The following is a 23,614-nucleotide window of genomic DNA, read 5'->3' as shown; positions in this document are numbered from 1 at the left end:
GAGCCGGTTCCCACGCGGCTCCTGGCGGTCAAGGTTTCCAGATCGCTCTTCAGCCGCCCTGCGAGCCCCGGTGCGCCCAGCCCGTGGTGTGCTTCTCGATGAAGCTGAACAGCTCGTACATGGCCATGGCCATCACGCCCACCACCAGCAGGCCGCTGAAGGCCAGGCCCATCTGCATGGACGAGCCGGCGGAGATCAGCAGGTAGCCGATGCCTTCGTTCGAGGCGGTCATCTCCGACACCGTGGTGCCCACGAAGGCGAGGGTGATGGCGACCTTGAGCGAGCCGAAGAAATAGGGCATGGAGCGCGGCAGGCCCACCTTGGTGAGCACGTCCCAGCGCTTGGCACCCAGCACGCGCAGCACGTCCTCCAGCTCGGGCTCCAGCGTGGCCAGGCCGGTGGCGATGTTGACCATGATGGGGAAGAAGCTGATGAGGAAGGCCGTGAGGATGGCCGGGCCCACGCCGATGCCGAACCACACCACCAGGATGGGCACGAAGGCCGCCTTGGGCAGGGCGTTGAAGGCGGTCATCAGCGGATAGACCGCCGCGTAGGCCAGGCGCGAGCTGCCGATGAGAAAGCCCAGCAGCACGCCCACCACGATGGCGAGGCCGAAGCCGGCCATGGTGACCCAGAAGGTGCGCCAGGCGTGGCCCATGATGGTGGCCTTGTGCTCCAGCGTCTGTTCCCAGATGCGCGAGGGGCTGGGGAAGATGAACTCGGACACGCCGAAGCCGACGGTGATGAGTTCCCAGACCACCACGATCGCGATCAGCAGCAGCAGCGGCGAGAAGCGCTCGAGGTTCTTTCGTTGTTGGCTGGTCATGGCGCGCTCATTGGTTGATGACGGCGCCGGCCTTGCGCATGGCGCCGATGTGGCCGCGCAGCTCGTGCACGACGTCGGTGAAGTCCTTGGTGTAGGTGACTTCGAGCTCGCGCGTGCGCGGAATCTGAATCTCGCGCTTGACGACGAATCGGCCCGGGCTCTTGCTCATGCAATACACCGTGTCGGCGAGAAAGACCGATTCGCGCAGGTCGTGCGTGACCAGGATGACGTTGAAGCGCTGCGCTTCCCACAGGTCGCGCAGGGTGCACCACAGCTCCTCGCGGGTGAAGGCGTCGAGCGCGCCGAAGGGCTCGTCGAGCAGCAGCATCTTGGGTTCGTGGATGAGCGCGCGGCAGATGCTGGCGCGCTGCTGCATGCCGCCCGACAGCTCCCAGGGAAACTTCTGGCCCATGCCGCCCAGGCCCACGCTCTCCAGCAGCTTGAGCGCGCGCTCCTCGAACTCCTTGCGGCGGTCCTTGAACTGGTGGCGGTAGGGCTCGACGATTTCCAGCGGCAGCAGCACGTTGTCCAGCGTGGTGCGCCAGGGCAGCAGCGAGGGCGCCTGGAAGGCCATGCCCGAGATCTTCAGCGGGCCGGTCACGGGCTGGCCGTCGATGCGGATCTGGCCCATGCTGGGCATCTTCAGGCCCGTGGTGAGCTTCATGAAGGTGGATTTGCCGCAACCCGAAGGACCGACGATGGCGATGAACTCGCCGCGCTGGACCTTCAGGTTGATGTCCTCGACGGCGAAGACCTTGCGGGCCAGCAGGTCCTCGTTGTAGGCGAGCCAGACCTGGTCGAAATCGACGAAGGCGGCGTCGTTGGGCGGGGCGTTGGTCGACATGGGCTTCTTTCGTGAGAAGGGCCAGCCACCCGCTGGGGAGGCTGGCCCCGGTCCGCGCGGGCTTTACTTCTTCGCGGGCGGCAGGATGTCGAGTTCGGCCTTGCTGGGCAGCATGCTGCCGTTCCAGACCTTGGACGGGTCGACGCGGGTCTTGGTGGCGTAGGCGTCCGACACCTCCGAGGCCATCAGGGCCAGGCGGCCCGGCACGACCTGGCCGAAGCCTTCCCGGCGCGCGTCGGGGCTGGCCACCACGGCGTCGATGGCCAGTTGCAGACGGCGCGTTTCCAGGGGCACGTTGATGATGCCGTCGCGCGCCTTGACGGTCTCGATGGTGGCGGCCGGATTGGCCATCACTTCCTTGGCGCCCTTGGCGAAGGCCGAGAGGAAGGCCTTCACTGCGCCGGGGTTCTCGGCGATCAGCTTGGGCGTGGCCACGATCACGTTGCCGTAGAGCTTCACGCCGTGTTCGGCGAAGGGCAGGATCACCACGTCTTCCGTCTTGACGCCGCGCGCTTCCAGGTTGAGCAGCGAGGTGAACGAGAAGCCGGTGATGGCCTCGATGTCGCCGCGCACCAGCATGGTCTCGCGCAGCGGTGGGTCCATGGAGGTCCAGCTCACGCTGTTGATGTGGTTGGCCTTCTGGAAGATGGGAAAGCCCTTGCGGCCGGCGTCGAACACGGGCGCGCCGAGCTTGCGGCCTTCCAGGTCCTTGGGCTTGGTGATGCCGCTTTTCTTGAGCGCGAGCACCGCGGCCGGCGTGTTGTTGTAGACCATCATCACCGCGACCGGCTTGTTGGGCGCGTCGGGGTTGTTGGCATGGAACTCCATCAGGGCGGCCATGTCGGCGAAGCCCATGTCGTAGGTGCCCGAGGCCACGCGGGTGACGGCGCCGCTGGAGCCGTTGCCGGAGTCGATGGTCACGTCCAGCCCGGCCTGCTTGTAGTAGCCCTTGGCGGCGGACTGCAGGAACAGGGCGGCGGGGCCTTCGAAGCGCCAGTCGAGCTGGAACTTGATAGGGGTTTGCGCGTGCGCGGCGCCCGCGAAGCTGGCGGCCAGCGCCAGGGCGGCGGTGGTCTGGAGGAAGCGGCGTTTGTTCATGGTTTCTCCAAGGCTTGCGAGTCGTCGTTGGGGATAGGCGCCGCTGGCGGGGGCCGGCGGGCCATGCGGAACGGATAGCAACATCGGTGCCAGTGCGCGGCCGCTGGCGGCGGGGTGGCCGTGGCCTTTTTTGCACACGAAATCTGTATACACATTCTCCGTGCGGGGTCGGGTCGGGGTTATCCAGACATACCCTGAAATGGCACGCCCCACGGCGGTGTGGGCACCGCCGTGGGGCGCATTGTTACCCCGATGTGGTGCGCCGCACCCCCGGGCCGGTCCCGGGGGGCGCCGCACTCAGGCCTGGGCCGCAGCCAGTGCCGTCATGTTGAGCACGCGGCGCACGGTGGCCGCGGGCGTGAGGATGTGCACCGCGCCCTTGACACCCATGAGCACCGGGCCCACCGTGACGCCGCCGCTGGTGGTGGTCTTCATCACGTTGTAGAGGATGTTGGCCGCGTCCAGGTTCGGGCACACCAGCAGGTTGGCCGAGCCGGTGAGGCTGCTCTCGGCCAGGTAGGCGCTGCGGATCTCGGGCTGCAGCGCGGCGTCGCCGTGCAGCTCGCCGTCGCACTCGATGCCGGGGTGGCTGGCCACGAAGAGGTCGCGGGCGCGCGCCATCTTGCGCGCCGAGGCGCGCTTGCTGGAGCCGTAGCTGGAGTGCGACAGGAAGGCCACGCGCGGCTGGTGGCCGAAGCGCTGGACCGCGTGCGCGGCCATGGCGGCGATCTCGGCCAGCTCCTCGGCGCTCGGGTCCTCGTTGACGTAGGTGTCGGCGATGAACACCGGGCCGCGATCGGTCATGAGGGCGTTGACCGCGGCGTACAGCTTGGCGCCTTCGCGGCGGCCCAGGATGCTGTCGATGCGCTCCAGGTGCGTCATGTAGCTGCCCACCAGACCGCAGATGAGGGCGTCGGCGTCGCCGAGCGAGATCATGAGCGAGCCGATGATGGTGTTGGAGCGGCGCACCGCGGCCTTGGCGACCTCGGGCGTGGCGCCCTGGCGGCCCATCAGCTGGTGGTAGTGCTCCCAGTACTGGCGAAAGCGCGGGTCGTCCTCGGGGTTGACGTTTTCCACGTCCACGCCGAGGCGCATGCGCAGACCGGCCTTGGCGATGCGCGCCTCGATCACGGCCGGCCGGCCGATGAGGATGGGGTGGGCCAGGCCGTCGTCGATGGCCATCTGCGCGGCGCGCAGGGCGCGCTCGTCCTCGCCGTCGGCGTAGGCCACGCGCTGCTTCTTGGGCTGGGCCTTGGCGGCGTTGAACACCGGCTGCATGAGGATGCCGGTCTGGTAGACGAAACGCCCGAGCTGCTGGCGGTAGGCGTCCATGTCGGCGATGGGCCGCGTGGCCACGCCGGAGTCGGCCGCGGCCTGCGCCACGGCGGGCGCGATGCGCAGGATCAGGCGCGAGTCGAAGGGCTTGGGGATCAGGTAATCGGGGCCGAAGCTCAGCTCCTGGCCGGCGTAGGCGTTGGCCACTTCCTCGCTGGTCTCGCTCTTCACCAGGTCGGCGATCTGGCGCACGCAGGCCAGCTTCATCTCTTCCGTGATGCGGGTGGCGCCGCAGTCGAGCGCGCCGCGGAAGATGTAGGGGAAGCACAGGACGTTGTTGACCTGGTTCGGGTAGTCGCTGCGGCCGGTGGCGATGATGCAGTCGGGCCGCACGGCCTTGGCCAGCTCGGGGCGGATCTCGGGCTCGGGGTTGGCCAGGGCCAGGATGATGGGCTTGGCGGCCATGGTCTTGACCATCTCGGCCGTCATCACGCCGGGGGCCGAGCAGCCCAGGAACACGTCGGCGCCGTTCACCGCGTCGGCCAGGGTGCGCTTGTCGGTGGCCTGCGCGTAGCGCTGCTTGGACTCGTCCATGCCGCCGGGGCGGCCCTGGTACAGCACGCCCTTGGAGTCGCAGACGTAGATGCGATCGCGCGAGACGCCCAGTCCCACCATCACGTCCAGGCAGGCGATGGCGGCGGCGCCCGCGCCCGAGACGGCCACCGTGACGTCGCCGATGGCCTTGCCCACCAGCTCCAGGCCGTTGATCAGCGCGGCCGCGCTGATGATGGCGGTGCCGTGCTGGTCGTCGTGGAAGACCGGGATGTTGAGGCGCTCGCGCAGCTTCTTCTCGACGTAGAAGCACTCGGGCGCCTTGATGTCCTCGAGGTTGATGCCGCCCAGCGTGGGCTCCAGCGCGGCGATGATGTCCACCAGCTTGTCCGGGTCGCGCTCGGCGAGTTCGATGTCGAAGACGTCGATGCCGGCGAACTTCTTGAACAGGCAGCCCTTGCCCTCCATCACGGGCTTGCCGGCCAGCGGGCCGATGTCGCCCAGGCCCAGCACGGCCGTGCCGTTGGTGATCACGCCCACCAGGTTGCCGCGGCTGGTGAAGTCGGCGGCCTTGTTCGGGTCGGCCTGGATCTCCAGGCAGGGATAGGCCACGCCGGGCGAGTAGGCCAGGGACAGGTCGCGCTGGTTGGACAGCGGCTTGGTCGGGGTGACGGCGATCTTGCCCCGGCGGGGCGCGCGGTGGTACTCCAGCGCGGCGTCGCGCAAGGCCTGTTCGGCGGGGGTCATGCTTGTCTCCTCAATGGACCGGTTGCGAGCGCGGATTGTCGCAGGAGGACACGATGGGTTCGGCCGGGTCCGGGCATGACCTCGCGCTGAAGTCTCCCAGGGCAAGGCGTGACCCGCGTCACGGAGGGCAACGGACCGGCGGGTCCATGGTGCATCTGCACTATTCGGCGGCGCGCCCCCGCTCAATAGGCTTGGGTGGTCCTAGCCCATCGAGACCCATGCCCATGTCCATGAAGCCTTCCCACGCGCTGCGCGCGAACCTTTTGCTGGCGTTGCCCTTGTGGTGCGGCCAGGCCCTGGCGTTCCCGGCACTGAAGGACGAGCCCTTGCAACCGCTGATGGCGGCGGCAACCGCCGAATACCAGCGGTACATGGCCCATCCGGTCGCGCTGGCCGCGCCCAAGGACGCGCTGGCCTGGCCTTGTGCCGTGTCCCCGGCCGAACTGGATGTGTTCGCGAACACCGTCGACTCGGACAACGACCCGGTCGCGAAAGCGGAACTGGTGAACGACGCGCGTTCCGGCGGCATGCCGCCCAGCAGGATCGTGTATGCCAACAAGGTGGTCACGCCGGTGCGCGCCCAATGCGAAGGGGGCAAGCTGTCGGGCCCCGTCGAGTTCTGGGTCGAATACGACCAGACCGTCGGCAGCAGCCAGATCACGCTGAAGTACCACAACCTCATCCGCGTGCGGGCCCAGGCCCTGCAGGGCCGGCCGGACGGCGCGGTGCTGGTGACGGGGACCACCTTGTCGCAGCAGACGGAGTACGCCGACCGGGCGACCGCGGACATGATGGCGGCGCAGCCCAAGCCCAAGATATCCACCGTGTTCTTCATGGCCTTCACGGTGGCCGGGCCGACGCCCAAAACCTCGGTGGCCATCGCCCGCACCACCGTCGATGGCGCGCTCAGCCTGACCACCCGCACGCGCTTCTCGCGCCCGGACGGGCAGGTGGTCGAGGACGGCTATGGGGCGTTTGGCGGCCCCGGGCACCACGACTCCCGCACGCTGCGGCGAAACGGCAAGCTTCACGGGCCCCAGCAGACCTTCGCCGGCATGATGGGGCAGTTCCCCATTGCGGCCTCGACGGTGTGCTGGCAGGAGGGGGAAAAGGTCCTGACCAACACCTGCCCGGCGGACTGAGCATGCGCCCATTGATCCACCTGTTGTTGGCGAGCCTGGTCGCGGGCTGCGCCAGCCGGAGCTACACCGAAGCGGAATTCAAGCGCCCGGCCCACGCCGAGTGCATCGCAGGGGACTGCCGCAACGGCATCGGGACCCTGCGCTACCTCGATGGCACCGAGATCACCGGGGCGCGCGCCCATGGCGAACAGATGGCCGGCACGTACCAGATCCGCTGGCCCTGCCAGCCGGACAGGACGCACGCCCTGACCTACGACGCGCAGAAGCGCCCGGTGTCGGGCACGATCATCCGCACCTGCATGAAGGACTCGCTGGCCATGAGCCAGGCGCCGCGCGTGGCCTCGTTCTCCGGGACCTTCTTCGCCGTGAGCAATCCCTTCACCCGGGAAACCGTGTCCTCGTACAAGAGCGGCACCTACACCGACACGCGCGGCATCCTCTGGGAAGGCGAGTTCGACTACATCCCCATCCGCGATTCGGTGGAGCTGCCCGGCTACGGCAAGACCTTTCTGCGCTCGGGCGCCTTCGTCTTCGTTGGCGCCAGGATCGACACCGAGCTGGACGAAGTGGTCCGCGGGCTGTTCATCAGCGAGCCGACCCGGCCCGAAGCGGACATCCGGCTGATCCGCGCCCGCCCGGACTACCTGGAAAGCCTGCGCTCCACCTTCGTGGCGGACCGCGCCGCCAATGCGGCGGAACTGGCCGAGGAACGGCGCGCCAGCCGGGAGGCCTTCAACACCATCCTAAACGTCGCGGCCGGCGCCGCCATCATTTATGGCAGCGCGCGCGCCATGGCCGCGGCCGACCGCGCGACGCTCGACTCGATGACGGGCCTGATCCGCGGCGAGCGCTCGCCCATGGCGCCCGGTGCGCGTCCGCCCGCGGCGGCGGCCGCAGGCCGCGCCCCCACGCCGATCTCCGTGGCCGAGTTCCGCCGGCTGCAGGGGAGCGCGGACAACGCCGCCGCGCCGGGCCGGCCGACCAGCGCCCCGTCGCGGCCGGCCGCGACGCCACAGGCCGCGGCAACAGGGGACGCCGCCGCCCGCGCGACCAGCCCCGGGAACGCCCAGGCGCCCGCGCCAAACGCCGGCGGCGGCCAGCGTAGCTACCCGGGCTTGCCCAAGGTGCGGACCGACCAGTGGGACAGCCAGGTCACGGGCAAGAAGAACGCCGACGCCTGGTGCCCCAAGTGGACCAAGTCCATCCGCGATGGGTTCATCGGCAGCAAGAACGACTTCATCGGCATGGGGCCGTGTGGCTGCGAACTGGCGAAGAACTCGGTGTCCAACACCATGCCGGGTGTCTTCGTGGCGGAGTACTTCTGCAAGTTCGATTACACGTGGCGCCAGAACGTCCCGGACACCACCAGCCGCTAGGGGCCGGTCGGCGGCGGGCCTGCCAGCGCCCGGCCGCCCCGCGTGGTCCCGTCAGCGAGCGAAGCCCTCAGGCCCGCAGCAAGTCGTGCAGCGTGCGCGCGACGACCTTGGTGGCGCGTCGCAGGTCGTCCAGGCGCACGTGTTCGTCGGCGCGCTTGGCGTTGGACTCGCGCACGGTGCGCGGGCCGGCGCCGTAGATGACGCCGGGGATGCCGCGCTCGACGTAGAGGCGCACGTCGGTGTAGAGCGGCGTGCCGACGGCGGGGATGGGTTCGCCGAAAACCTGCTCGCCGTGGGTCTGCAGGGCCTTCACCAGGGCGGCGTTGCCCGCCAGGGGTTTCATGGCGCGCGCCAGCAGCATGCGCTTGATCTCGACCCGCAGCGCCTTGCCGCCGCGCGGCGGGTCGAAGCTGGCCGCCGCTTGCGCGATGGTCTCGCGCAGCGCGGTTTCCACCTGCGCGGGATCTTCCTCGGGGATCATGCGGCGGTCGAGCTTGAGCACCACCTTGCCCGGGATGACGTTGGTGTTGGTGCCGCCGCTGATGAGGCCGACGTTGAGGTAAGGGTGGCTGATGCCTTCGACGTTGGAGCGCACCTGCAGGTAGTCGCGGTTGAGCGCGTACAGGGCGTTCAGGATGTGGGTGGCGCCCTGCAGCGCGTCGGTGCCGCTGTCGGGGATGGCGGCGTGCGCCATCTCGCCCTGCACCGTCACTTCGAGCTGCAGGCAGCCGTTGTGCGCCACCACCACCTGGTAGCTGAAGCCGGCGGCGATCATCAGGTCGGGTTGGGTCAGGCCTTTGGCGAGCAGCCAGCCAGGACCCAGTTCACCGCCGAATTCTTCGTCATAGGTGAAGTGCAGCTCCACGCCGCCCTTGAGTGGCGCGCCGAGCGATTCGAGCGCGCGCAGCGCGAAGGTGAAGCTGGAGAAGTCGCTCTTGCTCACGGCGGTGGCGCGGCCGTACATCGCGCCGTCGACGATCTCGCCGCCGTAGGGGTCGTGGGTCCAGCCCTCGCCGGGGGGCACCACGTCGCCGTGCGCGTTCAGCGCGATGGTGGGACCGCCTTCGCCGAAGCGGCGGCGCACGATGAGGTTGGTGATGCTCTGCAGGCCGGCGGCCTTCACCTCGGCCTCGGGCACGGCGTGCTTCTCGGCGGCATAGCCCATGGGGGCGAGCAGTTCGGCGGTGCGCTCGGCGTGCGGCGCGTTGTTGCCGGGCGGCGAGTCGGTGGGCACGCGCACGAGTTCGCGCAGGAAGGCAAGCTGCTCGTCGAAGTGGGCGTCGATCCAGGCGTCGAGTTGGGTGTGGGCGGTCATGGTCAGGCGGTGTCTTTCGCGAGCTGCTCAAGGAGGTGGTCGAAGGCCAGCACGCTCAGTTCGATGTCGTCGCTGGTGCTGCTTTCCAGGGGGTTGTGGCTGATGCCGCTGTTTTCGCCGCGCACGAACAGCATGGCCTGCGGCATCACCTCGTGCAGCTTCATGGCGTCGTGGCCGGCGCCGCTGGGCATGCGGTGCACCGGCAGGCCCAGCGCGGCCACGGCCTTTTCCCAGCGGGCCTGCCAGTCGGGGTGGCTGGGGGCGGCGGAAGCGGCCATGGTGCGCTCCAGGCGCTGGCCCAGACCGCGGCGTTCGCAGATGGCGCTGAGCTCGGCGAGCACGTCGCGCTCCAGCGCGTCGCGCTGGGCGTCGCTGGGCGCGCGCAGGTCGAGCGAAAACTGGCAGCGCCCGGGCACCACGTTGATGGAGCCACCGGGCACGTTGAGCAGGCCGATGGTGGCGACCGAGTCGCCGTCCTGGGCGGCGCGCCGCTCCAGGTAGAGCGCGAGCTCGGCCACGGCGCAGGCGGCGTCGCGGCGGCGGTCCATGGGCGTGGTGCCGGCGTGGCTGGCCATGCCGATGACCTCGCCCACGTGACGCACGCCGGCGTTGATGGAGGTCACCACGGCCAGCGGCAGGCCCATCTCGTTGAGCACCGGGCCCTGCTCGATGTGCACCTCGACGAAACCCAGGTAGCGCGACGGGTCGCGGCGCAGCGCGCCGATGGCGTCCAGCGTGCCCGGCAGGCCGGCGGCGCGCATGGCGTCCTGCAGGCGCACGCCGTCGGCGTCGGTCTGGTCCATCCAGGCGGGGTTGAAGTCGCCGGTGAGCGCGCCCGAGCCCAGAAAGGTGGCCTTGTAGCGCTGGCCTTCCTCTTCCGAGAACGCCACGACCTCGACGCCGAAGGGCAGGCGCCGGCCGGCTTGGTGGAGGCGCTGCACGCAGGCCAGCGGCACGAAGATGCCGAGCCGGCCGTCGTACTTGCCGCCGTTGCGCACGGTGTCGAAGTGGCTGCCGGTGAGCAGGCGCTTCGCATCGGGCGTGGCTCCGTGGTACACGCCGACCACGTTGCCCACCGCGTCGATGGAGACCTCGTCGAAGCCGCATTCGCGCATGCGCGCCATCAGCTCCTGCTGGCAGGCCTGGTGCGCGGCGGTGAGGTAGGTGACGGTGAGCTGGCCGCTCTCCTTGAACCCCGGGTCGCTGTGGCGCGCCAGGTCTTCGTGCCAGTCCCACACGTGGTGGCCCAGCGCGGGTTCGGCGCCGAACTTGTCGGCCAGGCGGATCTCGGCGATGCGGTGGATGTTGCGCAGAGCCTCTTCGCGTTCGAAGTCCACCGGGTTGTGCAGGCGGCGCTGGAAGGTGGCGATGATCTGCTGGCGCGTGAAGCCGCTGCCGCGCGGCCCGCGCACCGCGAGGATGAAGGGAAAGCCGAAGCGCGCGTTGTAGTCGGCGTTGAGCTTCTGCAGCGCCTGGAACTCCTCGGGCGTGCAGTGCGTGAGGCCGGCGCGGCTTTGCTCGCCCGTGCTTTCGCTGGTGAGGGTCTGGGCCACCATGGCCTTGCCCGCCAGCTCCGGGTGGGCGCGGATCAGCGCCAGCTGCTCGTCGCGCGTGGCCTGGGCCACCGCCTGCACCAAGGCCCACTTGAGTGCGGCCAGGCTGGCGAAGGGGCGCTGGGCCAGCGTGCGTTCCACCACCCAGGGCGAGTGTTCGTACAGGCCGTCGAGCAGGCGCAGGGCTTCGTCGGGCGCGGCGGCGTTGAAGGTGTCGAGCGTGAGGGCCATGGTGTCAGACCGTGAATGGGTGTTGGGCACGCCAGTGGCGCGCGATGTCCAGGCGGCGCGCGACCCACACGCGGTCGTGCGACTGGATGTGGTCCAGGAAGCGTTGCAGCGCGGTGAAACGCCCGGGCCGGCCGAGCAGGCGGCAGTGCATGCCGATGCTCATCATCTTGGGCCGGTCCAGGCCGTCCGGGTCGCCCTCGGCGTAGAGCGTGTCGAAGGTGTCCTTCATGTACTGGAAGAAGGGATCGGCGTGCGAATAGCCCTGCGGCAGCGCGAAGCGCATGTCGTTGCAGTCCAGGGTGTAGGGCACGATGAGCTGGTGCGCGTCGCTGCCGTCGCTCTTGCGCACCTTCATCCAGAAGGGCAGGTCGTCGCCGTAGTAGTCGCTGTCGTACTCGAAGCCGCCGAAGTCGGCCACCAGGCGGCGCGTGTTCGGGCTGTCGCGCCCGGTGTACCAGCCCAGCGGGCGCTGGCCCGTCAGCGCCGTGAGCAGGCGCATGGCCTCGGCCATGTGGGCGCGTTCGGTGGCCTCGTCCACGTTCTGGTAGTGGATCCACTTGAGGCCGTGGCAGGCGATGTCGTGGCCGAGTTCGGTGAAGGCGGCGCAGACCTCGGGGTGGCGTTGCAGCGCCTGCGCCACGCCGAACACGGTGAGCGGCAGGCCGCGGCGCTCAAACTCGCGCAGCAGGCGCCAGACGCCAGCGCGCGAGCCGTACTCGTAGATGCCCTCCATGCTGATGTGTCGCGCGGGGTAGGCCGCGGGGTTGAACATCTCGGAGAGAAACTGCTCGGAGGCGGCGTCGCCGTGCAGCACGCTGTTCTCGCCGCCTTCCTCGTAATTGAGGACGAACTGCACGGCGATGCGCGCGCCGCCGGGCCAGCGGGCGTGCGGCACATCGCGGCCGTAGCCGATGAGGTCGCGCGGGTAGGGGGCGGTGGCGTCGTAGGTCATGAAGGGGCTCAGGACAGGGCGAGCGAGAGGTCGTTGGCGGGCCGGGGGCGGTCGAAGGCCAGGCTGGCCTCGACGTGCTGCAGGTGCTCCTCCATCAGGCGCACGGCCAGGGCTTCGTCGCGACCGGCCAGTGCCTTGACGATGGCGGCGTGCTCGTCGCACGAATCGGCGGCGGCCTCGCTGCTTTGGTACATGAGCGTGATGAGCGCGCAGCGCGAGATCAGGTCGCGCAGCAGGTCGGACAGCACGCGGTTGCCCATGAGTTCGGCCATGCGCACGTGGAAGTCACCCAGCAGCTCGGTGCGGCCGGGCACGTCCTGACGGAGCACGGCCTGGCGCTCCTGCGCCAGGTGCTCGCGCAGGGCGCGCAGGGTGGCCGGCGTGGCCTGGCGGGCGAAGGCGCGGGTCATTTCCACCTCGAGCATGCGGCGCACGGCGAAGACCTGGCGGGCCTCGTCGGCCGAGGGCGTGGACACGAAGGCGCCGCGCGCGGGCTCCAGGCGGATGAGGCGGTTCTGGGACAGCTGGAACAGGGCCTGCCTGACCAGGGTGCGCGAAACGCCGAAGTGATCGGCGAGCTTCTGCTCGGCGAGCTTGGTGCCCGGGCGCAGCCGGTGTTCGACGATGGCGCGCGTGAGGGCGTCGACGATCTGGGCCGTGCTGGACGTTTCCATGCGCCGCATGATAGCCAGATTCGCGCCAAAGTGTATACACTTTCGGTCGACCAAATTCACAGGAGAACGCGGCCATGGGCTTGAGCACCCACGTACTGGACACGATGCACGGTTGCCCGGCGGCGGGCATGGCGGTGGCGCTCTATGCCACGCAGGGCGAGCAGGCGACGCTGATCAAGCGCTTCACGCTCAACGCGGACGGGCGCAACCCGGATGGCCCCTTGCTGGACAACGCCTCGCTGAAGGTGGGGACCTACCGGCTGGTGTTCGATGTGAAGGGCTACTTCGACGCCCGCGGCGTCGACCTGCCGCAGCCCCGCTTCCTGGACCGCGTGGCGCTGGACTTCGGCGTGGCGCGGGTGGACCAGCACTACCACGTGCCGCTGCTGGTGAGCCCCTGGGCCTACTCCACCTACCGCGGCAGCTGAGCCGCCGTGGCGGCCGCGTGGCCGGCGCGCCGCCAACAAGAAGGCCCGCGCGAAGCGGGCCTTGAAAACGTCTCAAACCACGGAGATCACTTGTTGCGCTGTCCTTCGGTCAGCGTGTCGAGTTGGAAGTTGCCGCTCTTGTCCCAGAGCCACACGTCGGTGTAGGTGACGCGGCCCATGCGCACCGGCGCCGGGAAAGGTGCCGCGGCGCGCACCGTGCGCTCGATCTCGCGCATCACGTCGGGCGCATGGCTGGGCGCCCGCATCCAGCTCACCTGGCGGACCTCGCCGATGTCGTCCACCTCGACCTGCAGCACGCCCACGGCGTGCAGCAGCGGCGGCAGCTGGCCCTTGTAGATGCGGTGGCCGTTGCGGGCGTAGATGTGGCGCGCGCCGTCCTTGCGGTAGTCGGTCGCCGAGGCGGCTTGCGAGATGAACTTGGGGGTGGGGCGCTGGCTCACGGGCGGTGGCGGCGGTGCGGGTACCGGCGCGGGTGGGGGGGGAGGGGGCGGCGGGGGCGGCAGCGGCGCCGCGCAGGCGGCCAGCAGGGCGGCGATCGTCAGGCCGGTCCAGCGCAGCGCGCTGGCCCGGGGGGCGTCGGAGCGGGCGGGGGCGGAGGGCTTCTTGTCTCGGGTGCTCATGCGTTTCTCTCAGCGGGGCCGGCCTCGCCATACCGCGGGGCCGATGGAGTGTATGTGCGAAACCGCACACGGTGCCAATCACTACGGCCGATACTGGCGGCCCTTGGGTTTCTCTTACAGATCCATACAGCTTTGTCGACAGGAACGCCACACATGGCGGGTGAGCTGCAGACCTTTCTTCGCCGCTTGCGCGACGAGCCCGCCGTGCTGGTGACGGTGCGCGCCTCGCGTGGTTCGGTGCCCCGCGAGGCCGGCACCTGGATGGCGGTGTTTCGCAACGACACCATCGACACCATCGGCGGCGGACACCTGGAATGGGACGCGATGCGCCGCGCGCGCGAGATGCTGGCGCGACGCGCGGTCCAGCCATCCGTGCAGTCGGTCACGCTCGGCCCCAGCCTGGGCCAGTGCTGCGGTGGGGCGCTGGAACTTTCGTATCAACCCGTCGGCGCCGCCGACGCGCCGGCGCTGCGCGAGCGCCTGGGCATGGCCCTGAGGCCGGTGGCGCTGTTCGGCGGTGGGCACGTGGGCCGCGCGCTGGTGCGCGCGCTCGCGCCGCTGCCTTTCGCCATCACCTGGATCGACAGCCGCGACGAGGCCTTTCCCGACCCGCTGCCCGAGGGTGTGGCGGCCGAGCATTCCGACCCGGTGCAGGCCGCCGTGCCGGCGCTGGCCAGCGGCTCGCTGGTGCTGGTCATGAGCTTTTCGCACGCGGAGGACCTGGACATCGTGGCGGCCTGCCTGCGCCGCCTGCGCGAACGCGACGACCTCGGCTTCATTGGCCTCATCGGCAGCCGCACCAAGTGGGCCACCTTCCGCCACCGGCTGGCGGAGCGCGGCTTCGGCGAAGAAGAGCTGGCGCGCGTGACCTGCCCGATCGGCCTGCCCGGCATCACCGGCAAGGCGCCGGCCGTGATCGCGGCGGCCGTGGTGGCGCAGTTGTTGCTGCTGACGTCGACGACCTCCGCGAGCGGCGTTTGAGCGCTGTCGGGCCGCTCCCAAGGCGCTCGGCCCCGCAGTGCGCAGCATGGAGGGTCGTCCATTGAAACCGCTACACTGCGGGCCTTCTGTGGTCGCAGCGGAGCCGGTGCAACGCACCGTGTATCGCGGCCCTCGGTCGGCTCAGAGCGCCCGCGGTGGTGAGTCGAAACGCCGGATGGCCCAAGGCCATCCCTTGAACGAGGTGCCATGGAAACCTACCTGCTCGACTGGGCCAACCTGCTGTTGCGCTGGCTGCACGTCATCGTCGCCATCGCCTGGATCGGCTCCTCCTTCTATTTCGTATTCCTCGACAGCAGCCTCACGCCGCCCGAGGACGAGGCGCTGCGCCGCGACGGCGCCACCGGCGAGCTGTGGGCCGTGCACGGCGGCGGCTTCTACCACCCGGTGAAGTACGCGGTCTCGCCGCCGCAGCTGCCGGGCCACCTGCACTGGTTCTTCTGGGAAAGCTACTCCACCTGGCTCTCGGGCTTTGCGCTGTTTCTGGTGTCTTATCTGTGGAGCCCCAAGGTCTACCTGATCGATCCGCAGGTCTTCGACTGGTCGCCTGGCGCGGCCATCGCCACCGCGCTGGCCTTCCTGGTGGTGTTCTGGCTGGCCTACGACACCATCTGCCGCACCCTGGGGCAGACCAAGAACGGCGACGCCAAGGTGGGCGCGGCCGTGGCCGTGCTGGTGGCGGTGGCCGCGCTGCTGGCCACCTCGCTGTTCGCGGGGCGGGCGGCCTTCCTGCTGGTGGGCGCCATGATCGCCACGGCCATGAGCGCCAACGTGTTCTTCTGGATCATCCCGGGCCAGCGCAAGGTGGTGGCCGCGCTCAAGGCCGGCCTGCCGGTGGACCCCATCCATGGCCAGCGCGGCAAGCAGCGCAGCGTGCACAACACCTACTTCACGCTGCCGGTGCTGTTCGCCATGCTGAGCAACCACTACAGCTTCACCTACGCGAACCCGCACAACGGCTGGGTGCTGATCGCCATGATGGCCGCGGGCGCGGCGATCCGGCAGTTCTTCGTGCTGCGCCACGGCTTCAAGCTGGGCCGCAACCCGCACCCCTGGAAGTACGCGCTGGCGGGCGTGGTGGTGTTGATCGGCGTGATCGTCTGGCTCAAGCCCGCGCCGTCCGCCCCGGTGGCCGAGCGGCCGGCGGTGAGCGCGGCCCGGGTGCAGGCCGTGGTGGCGCAGCGCTGCGTGATGTGCCATGGCGAGGCCCTGCAGTCCAAGGGCGTTCGGCTGGACAGCCCGGCCGAACTCCAGCGCCACGCGCAGGCGGTGTACCAGCAGGCCGTGGTCACCAAAGTGATGCCCATCAACAACGCCACCGGCATCACCGACGAGGAGCGCGCGCTGATCGGCGACTGGTTCCGCGCCGGCGCGCCCGCCGACTGAGGCGACCGGGCGCATGCCCGGCGCCGGGCTCGGGCATGGGGAGGCGGGTTAACCTCGCGGGTGTTCCCCGCACCATTGACACCCGAGAGAGACCCACCATGAAAACGCGCGCCGCCGTGGCCTGGAAGGCCGGAGCCCCCCTCACCATCGAAACCGTGGACCTGCAAGGGCCGAAGGCCGGCGAGGTGCTGGTCGAGATCAAGGCCACCGGCATCTGCCACACCGACTACTACACGCTCTCGGGCGCCGACCCCGAGGGCCTGTTCCCCGCCATCCTGGGCCATGAGGGCGCGGGCATCGTGGTGGACGTGGGTCCGGGCGTGACCACGCTCAAGAAGGGCGACCACGTCATCCCGCTGTACACGCCCGAATGCCGCCAGTGCAAGTTCTGCCTGAGCCGCAAGACCAACCTGTGCCAGCTCATCCGCGGCACGCAGGGCAAGGGCCTGATGCCCGACGCCACCAGCCGCTTCAGCCTCGACGGCAAGCCCATCCTGCACTACATGGGCACCAGCACCTTCGCCAACCACACGGTGGTGCCCGAGATCGCGCTGGCCAAGATCCGCCCCGACGCGCCCTTCGACAAGGTCTGCTACATCGGCTGCGGCGTCACCACCGGCATCGGCGCGGTGCTGTTCACCGCCAAGGTGGAGGCGGGCGCCAACGTGGTCGTCTTCGGCCTGGGCGGCATCGGCCTGAACGTGATTCAGGGCGCCAAGATGGTGGGCGCCGACAAGATCATCGGCATCGACCTCAACCCCGAGCGCGAGGCGATGGCGAGGAAGTTCGGCATGACCCACTTCCTCAACCCCAAGGACCACGACAACATCGTCGATGCCATCGTGCAGCTCACCGACGGCGGCGCCGACTACAGCTTCGAGTGCATCGGCAACACGAAGGTGATGCGCCAGGCCCTGGAGTGCACGCACAAGGGCTGGGGCCGCAGCATCATCATCGGCGTGGCCGAGGCGGGCGCGGAGATCAGCACGCGGCCCTTCCAGCTCGTCACCGGCCGCAAGTGGGAGGGCTCGGCCTTCGGCGGCGCGCGCGGGCGCACCGACGTGCCCAAGATCGTCGACTGGTACATGGACGGCAAGATCAACATCGACGACCTGATCACGCACAAGCTCAAGCTGGAGGACATCAACGAGGGCTTCGCGCTGATGAAGCGCGGCGAGTCGATCCGCTCGGTGGTGGAGTTCTGATGGCCGTGGAGACGCTGAGCGAGCACCGCTGCTTCGGCGGCGTGCAGGGCTTCTACCGGCACGAGTCGGCCGCCATCGGCCTGCCGATGCGTTTTGGCGTGTTCCTGCCGCCGCAGGCGGCCAAGGGACCGGTGCCGGTGCTGTTCTACCTGGCGGGGCTGACCTGCACCGAGGAAACCTTCGCCATCAAGGCCGGCGCGCAGCGCCTGGCGGCCAAGCTGGGCCTGGCCATCGTCACGCCCGACACCAGCCCGCGCGCCACCGGCATCGAGGGCGCCGACGCGGCCTGGGACTTCGGCCACGGCGCGGGCTTTTACCTCGACGCCAGCGAAGCGCCTTGGTCGCGTCACTTCCGCATGGAGCGTTGGATCGTGGAAGAACTGCGCGCGCTGGTGTTCGAGCGCTTCGCCCTGCGCCGCGACCGCGTCGGCGTGTTCGGCCACTCCATGGGTGGGCACGGCGCGCTCACGCTGGCGCTGCGCCACCCGTTGCTGTTCCAGAGCGTCTCGGCCTTCGCGCCGATCGCTGCGCCCACGCAGTGCCCCTGGGGCGAGAAGGCGTTCACCGGCTACCTGGGCGAGGACCGCGCCCGCTGGGCGGAGCACGACGCCACCGAGCTTATCCAGGCGGGCAAGCGCTGCCCGCCGCTGCTGATCGACCAGGGCCGCGCCGACCAGTTCCTGGCGGCGCAACTGCACCCGGACCGGCTTGAAGCCGCCAGCCGCGCCGCCGGCCAGCCGCTCACGCTGCGCTGGCACGAGGGCTACGACCACGGCTACTACTTCGTCCAGAGCGTGGTGGCCGATCACCTGCGGCACCACGTCAGGACCCTGGAAAAGCTGGGCTGAGCCATGGTCCGCCGCTACGACCTCATCGCCTTCGACTGGGACGGCACGCTCTACGACTCCACGGCGGTCATCGCGCAGAGCATCCAGCGCGCCGTGGCCGACGTGGGCGGCACCGTGCCCACGCGCGAGCAGGCGAGCTACGTCATCGGCATGGGCCTGATGCAGGCCCTGGCGCATGCCGCGCCCGACGTGCCGCCCGACCTGTACCCGCGCCTGGGCGAGCGCTACCGCCACCACTACCTGGCCAGCCAGAACGAGCTCAGCCTGTTCGACGGCGTGCTGCCGCTGCTGCAGGCGCTCAAGGAACGGCAGCATTGGCTGGCCGTGGCCACCGGCAAGAGCCGGCGTGGGCTCGACGAGGTGCTGCGCACGGTGGAACTGAGCGGCGTGTTCGACGGCTCGCGCACGGCCGACGAAACGGCCGGCAAGCCCAGCCCGCTGATGCTGCACCAGCTGATGCGCGAGTTCGGCGTCGAGCCCGAGCGCACGCTCATGATCGGCGACACCACGCACGACCTGCAGATGGCGGTGAACGCCGGCTGCGCGAGCGTGGGCGTGAGCTACGGCGCGCACGAGCCCGACGCCTTCCACGCCCTGGGGCCGCGCTTCGTCGCGCACTCGGTGGCCGAACTGCACGGCTGGCTGCTCGAACACGCCTGAGGCCCGACCCGCATGGCGCCCGCCCCCGCCGACGACCTGCACCCGCTGTGCCACAGCCGCGACCTGGTCGATGGCGGCCAGGGCGTGTCCTTCGACGTCAACTACGCGGGCCAGACCTGCCGGGCCTTTGCCATCCGCTACCAGGGCCGCGCGCACGCCTACCTGAACCGCTGCACGCACGTGGCCATGGAGCTGGACTGGCGTCCCGACCATTTCTTCGACGACAGCGCGCGCTGGCTGCTGTGTGCCACGCACGGCGCGGTGTACGCGCCCGACACCGGCGAATGCCGCGGCGGGCCCTGCCGGGGTGGCTTGTTCCGGATCGAACTGGTGGAGCTCGACGGCGTGGTGCACTGGCGCTCCCAGTACCATCTCAAACCCGTGGAATTCTGAAAGCGAGCCCGTCGTGAACGAGGACTTCAACACCGCCGCCACCCCGCGCCCCGCCGGCGTTGCCTGGGAGCGCGAGGCCATCGAAAAGCTGCTGTTCGCCCAGCTCAAGGAGCAGCGCGCCGCGCGCCGCTGGAAGCTGTTCTTCCGCTTCGCCTGGCTGCTGGTGATCGGCGCCATCGTCTGGCTGGCCGTCAAGGCCGAGCACATGGCGGGCTCGCAGCCCAGCACGCCGCACACCGCGGTGATCGAAATCGAAGGCACCATCGGTGCCGGCGCCCAGGCCAGCGCGGAGAACGTGCTGCCCGCGCTGCGCCAGGCCTTCGAGGACCAGGGGGCCCAGGGCATCGTGCTGCTCATCAACTCGCCGGGCGGCAGCCCGGTGCAGGCCGGCATCATCAACGACGAGATCCGCCGCCTGAAGGGCCTGCACGACAAGAAGGTCTATGCCGTGGTGGAGGAAACCTGCGCCTCCGCGGCCTACTACATCGCGGCGGCGGCCGACGACATCTACGTCGACAAGGCCAGCCTGGTGGGCAGCATCGGCGTGCTGATGGACGGCTTCGGCTTCACGGGCCTGATGGACAAGCTGGGCGTGGAGCGGCGCCTGATGGTGGCGGGCCGCAACAAGGCCATGCTCGACCCCTTCAGCCCGCAGGACGAGCAGCAGAAAGCCTACCTGCAGGCCATGCTCGACGAGATCCACCTGCAGTTCATCGAGGTGGTGAAGCAGGGCCGCGGCAAGCGCCTGAAGGAAGACGCCGACACCTTCACCGGCCTGGTGTGGAGCGGCCAGCAGGCCGTGAGCCACGGCCTGGCCGATGGCTTGGGCAACCTCGACTACGTGGCGCGCGAGGTGATCAAGGCCGAGGAGGTGGTGGACTACACCCAGCGCGAGAACCTGGGCCTGCGCCTGGCGCGCCAGTTCGGCGCGAGCTTCGGCGAAGGGGCGTTCAAGGCGGCGCAGTCCGCCGGCATTCAGCTGCGGTAACCGTTCGGGTTCTCGCGCTGCCAGCGCCAGGCGTCGGCGCACATTTCATCGAGCGTGTGGCGCGATTGCCAGCCCAGCAGCTGGCGCGCCAGCGACGGGTCGGCCCAGCACTGGGCCACGTCGCCCGCGCGGCGCGGGGTCACGCGGTAGGGCACGGGCCGCCCACTGGCCTTCTCGAAGGCGGCCACCACTTCCAGCACGCTGTGGCCGCGCCCGGTGCCCAGGTTCACGGTGAAGCTCTCGCCCCGGCCCAGCAGGGCCTGGATGGCGGCGACGTGGCCGCGCGCCAGGTCCATCACGTGGATGAAGTCGCGCACGCCGGTGCCGTCGGGTGTGGGGTAGTCGCCGCCGAAGACGTTGAGGTGCTCGCGCGCGCCCACGGCCACCTGGGCCACGAAGGGCATCAGGTTGTTGGGGATGCCGGCCGGGTCCTCGCCGATCAGGCCGCTTTCGTGCGCGCCCACCGGGTTGAAGTAGCGCAGCGTGCCGATGCGCCAGTGCGGCTGCGCGGTCTGCAGCGCCTGAAGCATGTCCTCGATGACCAGCTTGGTGTGGCCGTAGGGGTTGGTGTGGCTGCGCGCGAAGTCTTCGGTGATGGGCACGCGCACCGGGTCGCCATAGACCGTGGCGCTGCTGGAGAACACCAGTGTGGGTGGCTGCGAGGGGTCTTCGACGGCCAGCGCCGACATGGCTTGCAGCAGGCTGGTGGCGCCGCCCAGGTTGTTGCGGTAGTACTTGAGCGGATCGGCCACGCTCTCGCCCACGGCCTTGTCGCCCGCGAAGTGCACGACGCCCGCCGGGCGGTGGCGGCGCAGCACCTCGGTGAGCCAGGGCGTGTCCAGCACGTCGCCGCGCTCCAGTGGCAGGGCTTGGCCGGTGATGCGTTGCAGGCGCTCCATCACCACCGGGTGGCTGTTGGCGAAGTTGTCGAGCACGACGGGCGCGTAGCCAGCCTCGACCAGGGCCACGGCGGTGTGGCTGCCGATGTAGCCGGCGCCGCCGGTGAGCAGGATCTTCATGCGGGTGCCTATTGGGGTTTGGGCTCGCGGCCGTAGACGTCCTCGAGGCGCACGATGTCGTCCTCGCCGAGGTAGGCGCCGGATTGCACCTCGATCATCTCCAGTTCCATCTTGCCGGGGTTGTGCAGGCGGTGCACCTCGCCGATGGGGATGTAGGTGGACTGGTTCTCCGACAACAGGAACACCTCCTGGCCGCGCGTGACCTCGGCCGTGCCCTTGACCACGATCCAGTGCTCGGCGCGGTGGTGGTGCTTCTGCAGGCTCAGCGAGGCGCCGGGTTTGACGCCGATGCGCTTGACCTGGAAGCGTGCCCCCGTATCGATGCTGTCGTACCAGCCCCAGGGTCGCGCCACGCGGCGGTGCGCGGCGGCCTGCGGCACGTCGCTCTTGGCCAGATGGGCCACCACGTCCTTCACCTGTTCGGCGTGGTCGCGCTGGGCCACGAGCAGGGCGTCGGGTGTGTCGACGATGAGCAGGTCGTGCGTACCCAGCGCCACCACGGGCCGGTGCGGCGCGTGGATGAAGGTGTTGGCCGCGCGCAGGGCATGGCCCTGGCCCTGCACGCGGTTGCCGTTGCCGTCGGCGGGCGCGAGGTCGGCCACGGCGTTCCAGCTGCCCACGTCGCTCCACTGGCCCTGGAAGGGCACCACGGCCACGTCGTCGTGCGGCTCCATCACGGCGTAGTCGATGCTCTGCGAGCGGCACGCCAGGAAAGGCTCGGCCACCGGGCGCACGAAGCGGCAGCGGCCCACGGACTCTTCCTTGGGCGCGGCCATGGCCTGCTCGCAGGCGACCCAGATGTCGTTCGCGTGGCGCTGCAGCGCGGCCCGCAGGGTGGCCGCGCTGGCCAGGAAGATGCCCGCGTTCCACAGCACGCCGCCTTGCAGCAGCAGCGCCTGCGCGGCCTCGGCGGCGGGCTTTTCGATGAAGCGGGCCACGCGGCGGCTGCCGTCGGGGCGCGGCTCACCCTGGGCGATGTAGCCGTAGGCCGTGCTGGGGAAGGTGGGCATCACGCCGAAGGTGACGATGGCGCCAGCCTGCGCCGCGGCCGCGCCTTGCCGCACGGTGTCGGCGAAGGCCACGGCGTCGGGGATGTGGTGGTCCGCCGGGCAGAACAGCAGCAGCCCGCTGCCGTCGCCATCGCGCAGGGCCTGCAGCGTGGCCAGGGCCATGGCGGCCGCGGTGTTGCGCGCGGCGGGTTCCAGCAGCAGCGTGCCGCCCTGGCCGCCCGACTCGATGGCGTCGGCCACCAGGAAGCGGTGCTCGTCGGCGGCTACGCACAGGGGCGGCTGTGCGCTCCAGGCCACACGGTCCAAGGTAAGGCGAAGTAAAGATTTGTTGCCCACCAGCGGGACGAACTGCTTGGGAAAACTCTGGCGCGACAGGGGCCACAGGCGGGTGCCCGAGCCGCCACACAGGATGACGGGAGTGATCTGCATTCGTGTGTATCCGGGAAGACCGCGCGTGATGCTGCGGTGCGGTGGCGTGCCGGGTCGCGGGCACGGGCCGTGGGTATTATGGTCAGCTTGTTTGTCAAATCGCTCGGGAGCAGTGCACGACATGACGACGATTCGTAAAGCCGTATTTCCCGTGGGTGGCCTGGGCACCCGGTTCCTGCCCGCCACCAAGGCCATTCCCAAGGAGATGCTGCCCGTGGTGGACAAGCCGCTGATGCAGTACGCCGTGGAAGAGGCCTACGCGGCCGGCATCCGCGAAATGATCTTCGTCACCGGCCGCAACAAGCGCGCCATCGAGGACCATTTCGACGTCGCCTACGAACTGGAGACCGAGCTGGAGGCGGCGGGCAAGGGCGCGCTGCTCAACCTGGTGACGTCCATCAAGCCCGACGACATGGACTGCTTCTATGTGCGCCAGCCGCGCGCGCTGGGCCTGGGCCATGCGGTGTTGTGCGCCGAGCGCCTGGTGGGCGACGAACCCTTCGCCGTGCTGCTGGCCGACGACCTGATGCTGGGCAAGGACCAGCTCAGCGGCGGTGCCACCGTGCTGGCGCAGATGGTCAAGGCCTACGAGCGCAGCCCGGGCACCGTGCTGGCCGTGCAGGACGTGCCGCGCGCCGAGACCAAGCGCTATGGCGTGGTCGACGTGCACGGCGCGAACGCCGCGCTGGCCGAGGTCTTCGCCATGGTGGAAAAGCCCGCGCCCGAGAAGGCACCGTCCACCCTGGCGGTGGCCGGGCGCTACATCCTCACGCCGGCGGTGTTTGAGAGCATCCGCCAGCAGCCGCGCGGCGCGGGGGGCGAGATCCAGCTCACCGACGGCATCGCCGCGCTGATCGGCAAGGAGCGCGTGCAGGCCTACCGCTACGAAGGCCGGCGCTACGACTGCGGCAGCAAGGAAGGCTTCCTGGAAGCCACCATCGACCTCGCCCTGGCCAATCCCGAGCTGAGTGGCTCGGTGCGCGCGCACCTGCAGCGCGTGATGGGCTGAGGCCCGTCGCCCGT

Annotated in this window: 22 protein-coding genes; 11 read left to right on the top strand and 11 right to left on the bottom strand. The window is 69.8% G+C overall.

Translation table 11 applies throughout. From position 1 onward, the window contains the following. Nucleotides 1-49: 49 nt before the first annotated feature. The 4 genes from JNX00_RS16085 to JNX00_RS16070 all read right to left on the bottom strand — a co-directional run bounded on the left by JNX00_RS16085 (nt 50) and on the right by JNX00_RS16070 (nt 5,342). Nucleotides 50-826: an ABC transporter permease gene (locus JNX00_RS16085; protein WP_070397492.1), complete on the bottom strand. Its 777-nt coding sequence runs from the start codon at nt 824-826 to the stop codon at nt 50-52. 7 nt (nt 827-833) lie between these two features. Then, nucleotides 834-1,670 (bottom strand): ABC transporter ATP-binding protein, encoded by an 837-nt coding sequence (locus JNX00_RS16080; protein WP_070397493.1) that lies wholly within the window; start codon nt 1,668-1,670, stop codon nt 834-836. A 63-nt stretch (nt 1,671-1,733) separates the two neighbouring features. Next, a complete protein-coding gene (locus JNX00_RS16075; RefSeq protein WP_070397494.1) occupies nt 1,734-2,768 on the bottom strand; it encodes an ABC transporter substrate-binding protein in 1,035 nt (344 codons plus the stop codon). A 297-nt stretch (nt 2,769-3,065) separates the two neighbouring features. Next, nucleotides 3,066-5,342 (bottom strand): NADP-dependent malic enzyme, encoded by a 2,277-nt coding sequence (locus JNX00_RS16070; RefSeq protein ID WP_204742873.1) that lies wholly within the window; start codon nt 5,340-5,342, stop codon nt 3,066-3,068. Nucleotides 5,343-5,566: 224 nt separating this feature from the next. Between JNX00_RS16070 and JNX00_RS16065 the strand changes: the two genes are divergently transcribed. After that, nucleotides 5,567-6,484 (top strand): hypothetical protein, encoded by a 918-nt coding sequence (locus JNX00_RS16065; RefSeq protein WP_204742872.1) that lies wholly within the window; start codon nt 5,567-5,569, stop codon nt 6,482-6,484. Nucleotides 6,485-6,486: 2 nt separating this feature from the next. Further along, nucleotides 6,487-7,860, top strand: coding sequence for a hypothetical protein (locus JNX00_RS16060; protein ID WP_204742871.1), 1,374 nt, complete (start codon nt 6,487-6,489; stop codon nt 7,858-7,860). A 67-nt stretch (nt 7,861-7,927) separates the two neighbouring features. On the opposite strand, the gene JNX00_RS16055 is transcribed toward JNX00_RS16060, so the two are convergent. The 4 genes from JNX00_RS16055 to JNX00_RS16040 are packed head-to-tail and all read right to left on the bottom strand — an operon-like array spanning nt 7,928 to nt 12,594. Next, complete coding sequence (locus JNX00_RS16055; protein WP_204742870.1) at nt 7,928-9,175, bottom strand: M20/M25/M40 family metallo-hydrolase; 1,248 nt, start codon at nt 9,173-9,175, stop codon at nt 7,928-7,930. A 2-nt stretch (nt 9,176-9,177) separates the two neighbouring features. Further along, nucleotides 9,178-10,959: a 2-oxo-4-hydroxy-4-carboxy-5-ureidoimidazoline decarboxylase gene (gene uraD / locus JNX00_RS16050; RefSeq protein ID WP_204742869.1), complete on the bottom strand. Its 1,782-nt coding sequence runs from the start codon at nt 10,957-10,959 to the stop codon at nt 9,178-9,180. A gap of 4 nt (nt 10,960-10,963) precedes the next feature. Continuing rightward, on the bottom strand, nt 10,964-11,911 hold the full coding sequence (gene puuE, locus JNX00_RS16045) for an allantoinase PuuE (RefSeq protein WP_204742868.1): 948 nt from the start codon (nt 11,909-11,911) through the stop codon (nt 10,964-10,966). A gap of 8 nt (nt 11,912-11,919) precedes the next feature. Next, nucleotides 11,920-12,594: a GntR family transcriptional regulator gene (locus tag JNX00_RS16040; RefSeq protein WP_070397501.1), complete on the bottom strand. Its 675-nt coding sequence runs from the start codon at nt 12,592-12,594 to the stop codon at nt 11,920-11,922. Nucleotides 12,595-12,659: 65 nt separating this feature from the next. Between JNX00_RS16040 and uraH the strand changes: the two genes are divergently transcribed. Then, complete coding sequence (gene uraH, locus JNX00_RS16035) at nt 12,660-13,013, top strand: hydroxyisourate hydrolase (protein ID WP_204742867.1); 354 nt, start codon at nt 12,660-12,662, stop codon at nt 13,011-13,013. A gap of 86 nt (nt 13,014-13,099) precedes the next feature. Here uraH and JNX00_RS16030 read toward each other — a convergent pair whose 3' ends face one another. Next, the gene (locus JNX00_RS16030) at nt 13,100-13,654 is read right to left on the bottom strand and encodes a hypothetical protein (protein WP_239478164.1); all 555 of its coding nucleotides are present in this window, start codon (nt 13,652-13,654) and stop codon (nt 13,100-13,102) included. A gap of 153 nt (nt 13,655-13,807) precedes the next feature. Here JNX00_RS16030 and xdhC point away from each other — a divergent pair, with 153 nt between their 5' ends. The 7 genes from xdhC to JNX00_RS15995 all read left to right on the top strand — a co-directional run bounded on the left by xdhC (nt 13,808) and on the right by JNX00_RS15995 (nt 20,133). Then, a complete protein-coding gene (gene xdhC, locus JNX00_RS16025) occupies nt 13,808-14,635 on the top strand; it encodes a xanthine dehydrogenase accessory protein XdhC (protein ID WP_204742866.1) in 828 nt (275 codons plus the stop codon). Nucleotides 14,636-14,842: 207 nt separating this feature from the next. Then, entirely contained in the window at nt 14,843-16,039 is a 1,197-nt protein-coding gene (locus JNX00_RS16020) for a urate hydroxylase PuuD (protein WP_070397504.1), read from the top strand. 98 nt (nt 16,040-16,137) lie between these two features. After that, the gene (locus tag JNX00_RS16015; protein ID WP_070397505.1) at nt 16,138-17,244 is read left to right on the top strand and encodes an S-(hydroxymethyl)glutathione dehydrogenase/class III alcohol dehydrogenase; all 1,107 of its coding nucleotides are present in this window, start codon (nt 16,138-16,140) and stop codon (nt 17,242-17,244) included. After that, entirely contained in the window at nt 17,244-18,092 is an 849-nt protein-coding gene (fghA, locus tag JNX00_RS16010) for an S-formylglutathione hydrolase (protein WP_204742865.1), read from the top strand. The genes JNX00_RS16015 and fghA overlap by 1 nt, the downstream gene beginning before the upstream one ends. A 3-nt stretch (nt 18,093-18,095) precedes the next feature. Continuing rightward, nucleotides 18,096-18,752: an HAD-IA family hydrolase gene (locus JNX00_RS16005; RefSeq protein WP_070397507.1), complete on the top strand. Its 657-nt coding sequence runs from the start codon at nt 18,096-18,098 to the stop codon at nt 18,750-18,752. Between the two features lie 12 nt (nt 18,753-18,764). Beyond that, nucleotides 18,765-19,145 (top strand): Rieske 2Fe-2S domain-containing protein, encoded by a 381-nt coding sequence (locus JNX00_RS16000; protein ID WP_204742864.1) that lies wholly within the window; start codon nt 18,765-18,767, stop codon nt 19,143-19,145. Nucleotides 19,146-19,158: 13 nt separating this feature from the next. Then, nucleotides 19,159-20,133 carry a S49 family peptidase gene (locus tag JNX00_RS15995; protein ID WP_239478163.1) on the top strand — a complete coding sequence of 325 codons (975 nt, stop codon included), beginning with the start codon at nt 19,159-19,161 and terminating at the stop codon, nt 20,131-20,133. On the opposite strand, the gene galE is transcribed toward JNX00_RS15995, so the two are convergent. Continuing rightward, on the bottom strand, nt 20,121-21,152 hold the full coding sequence (gene galE, locus JNX00_RS15990) for a UDP-glucose 4-epimerase GalE (protein ID WP_204742863.1): 1,032 nt from the start codon (nt 21,150-21,152) through the stop codon (nt 20,121-20,123). The two genes, JNX00_RS15995 and galE, sit on opposite strands and share 13 nt — an antisense overlap. Before the next feature lie 8 nt (nt 21,153-21,160). After that, entirely contained in the window at nt 21,161-22,591 is a 1,431-nt protein-coding gene (locus JNX00_RS15985) for a mannose-1-phosphate guanylyltransferase/mannose-6-phosphate isomerase (RefSeq protein ID WP_070397510.1), read from the bottom strand. 121 nt (nt 22,592-22,712) lie between these two features. Here JNX00_RS15985 and galU point away from each other — a divergent pair, with 121 nt between their 5' ends. Beyond that, nucleotides 22,713-23,600, top strand: coding sequence for a UTP--glucose-1-phosphate uridylyltransferase GalU (gene galU, locus JNX00_RS15980; RefSeq protein ID WP_204742862.1), 888 nt, complete (start codon nt 22,713-22,715; stop codon nt 23,598-23,600). Nucleotides 23,601-23,614: the final 14 nt, after the last annotated feature.

Source organism: Hydrogenophaga sp. YM1, from assembly GCF_016903055.1.
Classification (GTDB): domain Bacteria; phylum Pseudomonadota; class Gammaproteobacteria; order Burkholderiales; family Burkholderiaceae_C; genus Hydrogenophaga; species Hydrogenophaga borbori.
Note: the sequence above shows the minus strand (reverse complement) of the source record. Positions and strands in the feature narration are given on the sequence as shown.

Coding starts and splice junctions, on each gene's coding strand:
- JNX00_RS16085 (WP_070397492.1), bottom strand. CDS start 826: ATGACCAGCCAACAACGAAAGAACCTCGAGCGCTTCTCGCCGCTGCTG.
- JNX00_RS16080 (WP_070397493.1), bottom strand. CDS start 1,670: ATGTCGACCAACGCCCCGCCCAACGACGCCGCCTTCGTCGATTTCGAC.
- JNX00_RS16075 (WP_070397494.1), bottom strand. CDS start 2,768: ATGAACAAACGCCGCTTCCTCCAGACCACCGCCGCCCTGGCGCTGGCC.
- JNX00_RS16070 (WP_204742873.1), bottom strand. CDS start 5,342: ATGACCCCCGCCGAACAGGCCTTGCGCGACGCCGCGCTGGAGTACCAC.
- JNX00_RS16065 (WP_204742872.1), top strand. CDS start 5,567: ATGTCCATGAAGCCTTCCCACGCGCTGCGCGCGAACCTTTTGCTGGCG.
- JNX00_RS16060 (WP_204742871.1), top strand. CDS start 6,487: ATGCGCCCATTGATCCACCTGTTGTTGGCGAGCCTGGTCGCGGGCTGC.
- JNX00_RS16055 (WP_204742870.1), bottom strand. CDS start 9,175: ATGACCGCCCACACCCAACTCGACGCCTGGATCGACGCCCACTTCGAC.
- uraD (WP_204742869.1), bottom strand. CDS start 10,959: ATGGCCCTCACGCTCGACACCTTCAACGCCGCCGCGCCCGACGAAGCC.
- puuE (WP_204742868.1), bottom strand. CDS start 11,911: ATGACCTACGACGCCACCGCCCCCTACCCGCGCGACCTCATCGGCTAC.
- JNX00_RS16040 (WP_070397501.1), bottom strand. CDS start 12,594: ATGCGGCGCATGGAAACGTCCAGCACGGCCCAGATCGTCGACGCCCTC.
- uraH (WP_204742867.1), top strand. CDS start 12,660: ATGGGCTTGAGCACCCACGTACTGGACACGATGCACGGTTGCCCGGCG.
- JNX00_RS16030 (WP_239478164.1), bottom strand. CDS start 13,654: ATGAGCACCCGAGACAAGAAGCCCTCCGCCCCCGCCCGCTCCGACGCC.
- xdhC (WP_204742866.1), top strand. CDS start 13,808: ATGGCGGGTGAGCTGCAGACCTTTCTTCGCCGCTTGCGCGACGAGCCC.
- JNX00_RS16020 (WP_070397504.1), top strand. CDS start 14,843: ATGGAAACCTACCTGCTCGACTGGGCCAACCTGCTGTTGCGCTGGCTG.
- JNX00_RS16015 (WP_070397505.1), top strand. CDS start 16,138: ATGAAAACGCGCGCCGCCGTGGCCTGGAAGGCCGGAGCCCCCCTCACC.
- fghA (WP_204742865.1), top strand. CDS start 17,244: ATGGCCGTGGAGACGCTGAGCGAGCACCGCTGCTTCGGCGGCGTGCAG.
- JNX00_RS16005 (WP_070397507.1), top strand. CDS start 18,096: ATGGTCCGCCGCTACGACCTCATCGCCTTCGACTGGGACGGCACGCTC.
- JNX00_RS16000 (WP_204742864.1), top strand. CDS start 18,765: ATGGCGCCCGCCCCCGCCGACGACCTGCACCCGCTGTGCCACAGCCGC.
- galE (WP_204742863.1), bottom strand. CDS start 21,152: ATGAAGATCCTGCTCACCGGCGGCGCCGGCTACATCGGCAGCCACACC.
- JNX00_RS15985 (WP_070397510.1), bottom strand. CDS start 22,591: ATGCAGATCACTCCCGTCATCCTGTGTGGCGGCTCGGGCACCCGCCTG.
- galU (WP_204742862.1), top strand. CDS start 22,713: ATGACGACGATTCGTAAAGCCGTATTTCCCGTGGGTGGCCTGGGCACC.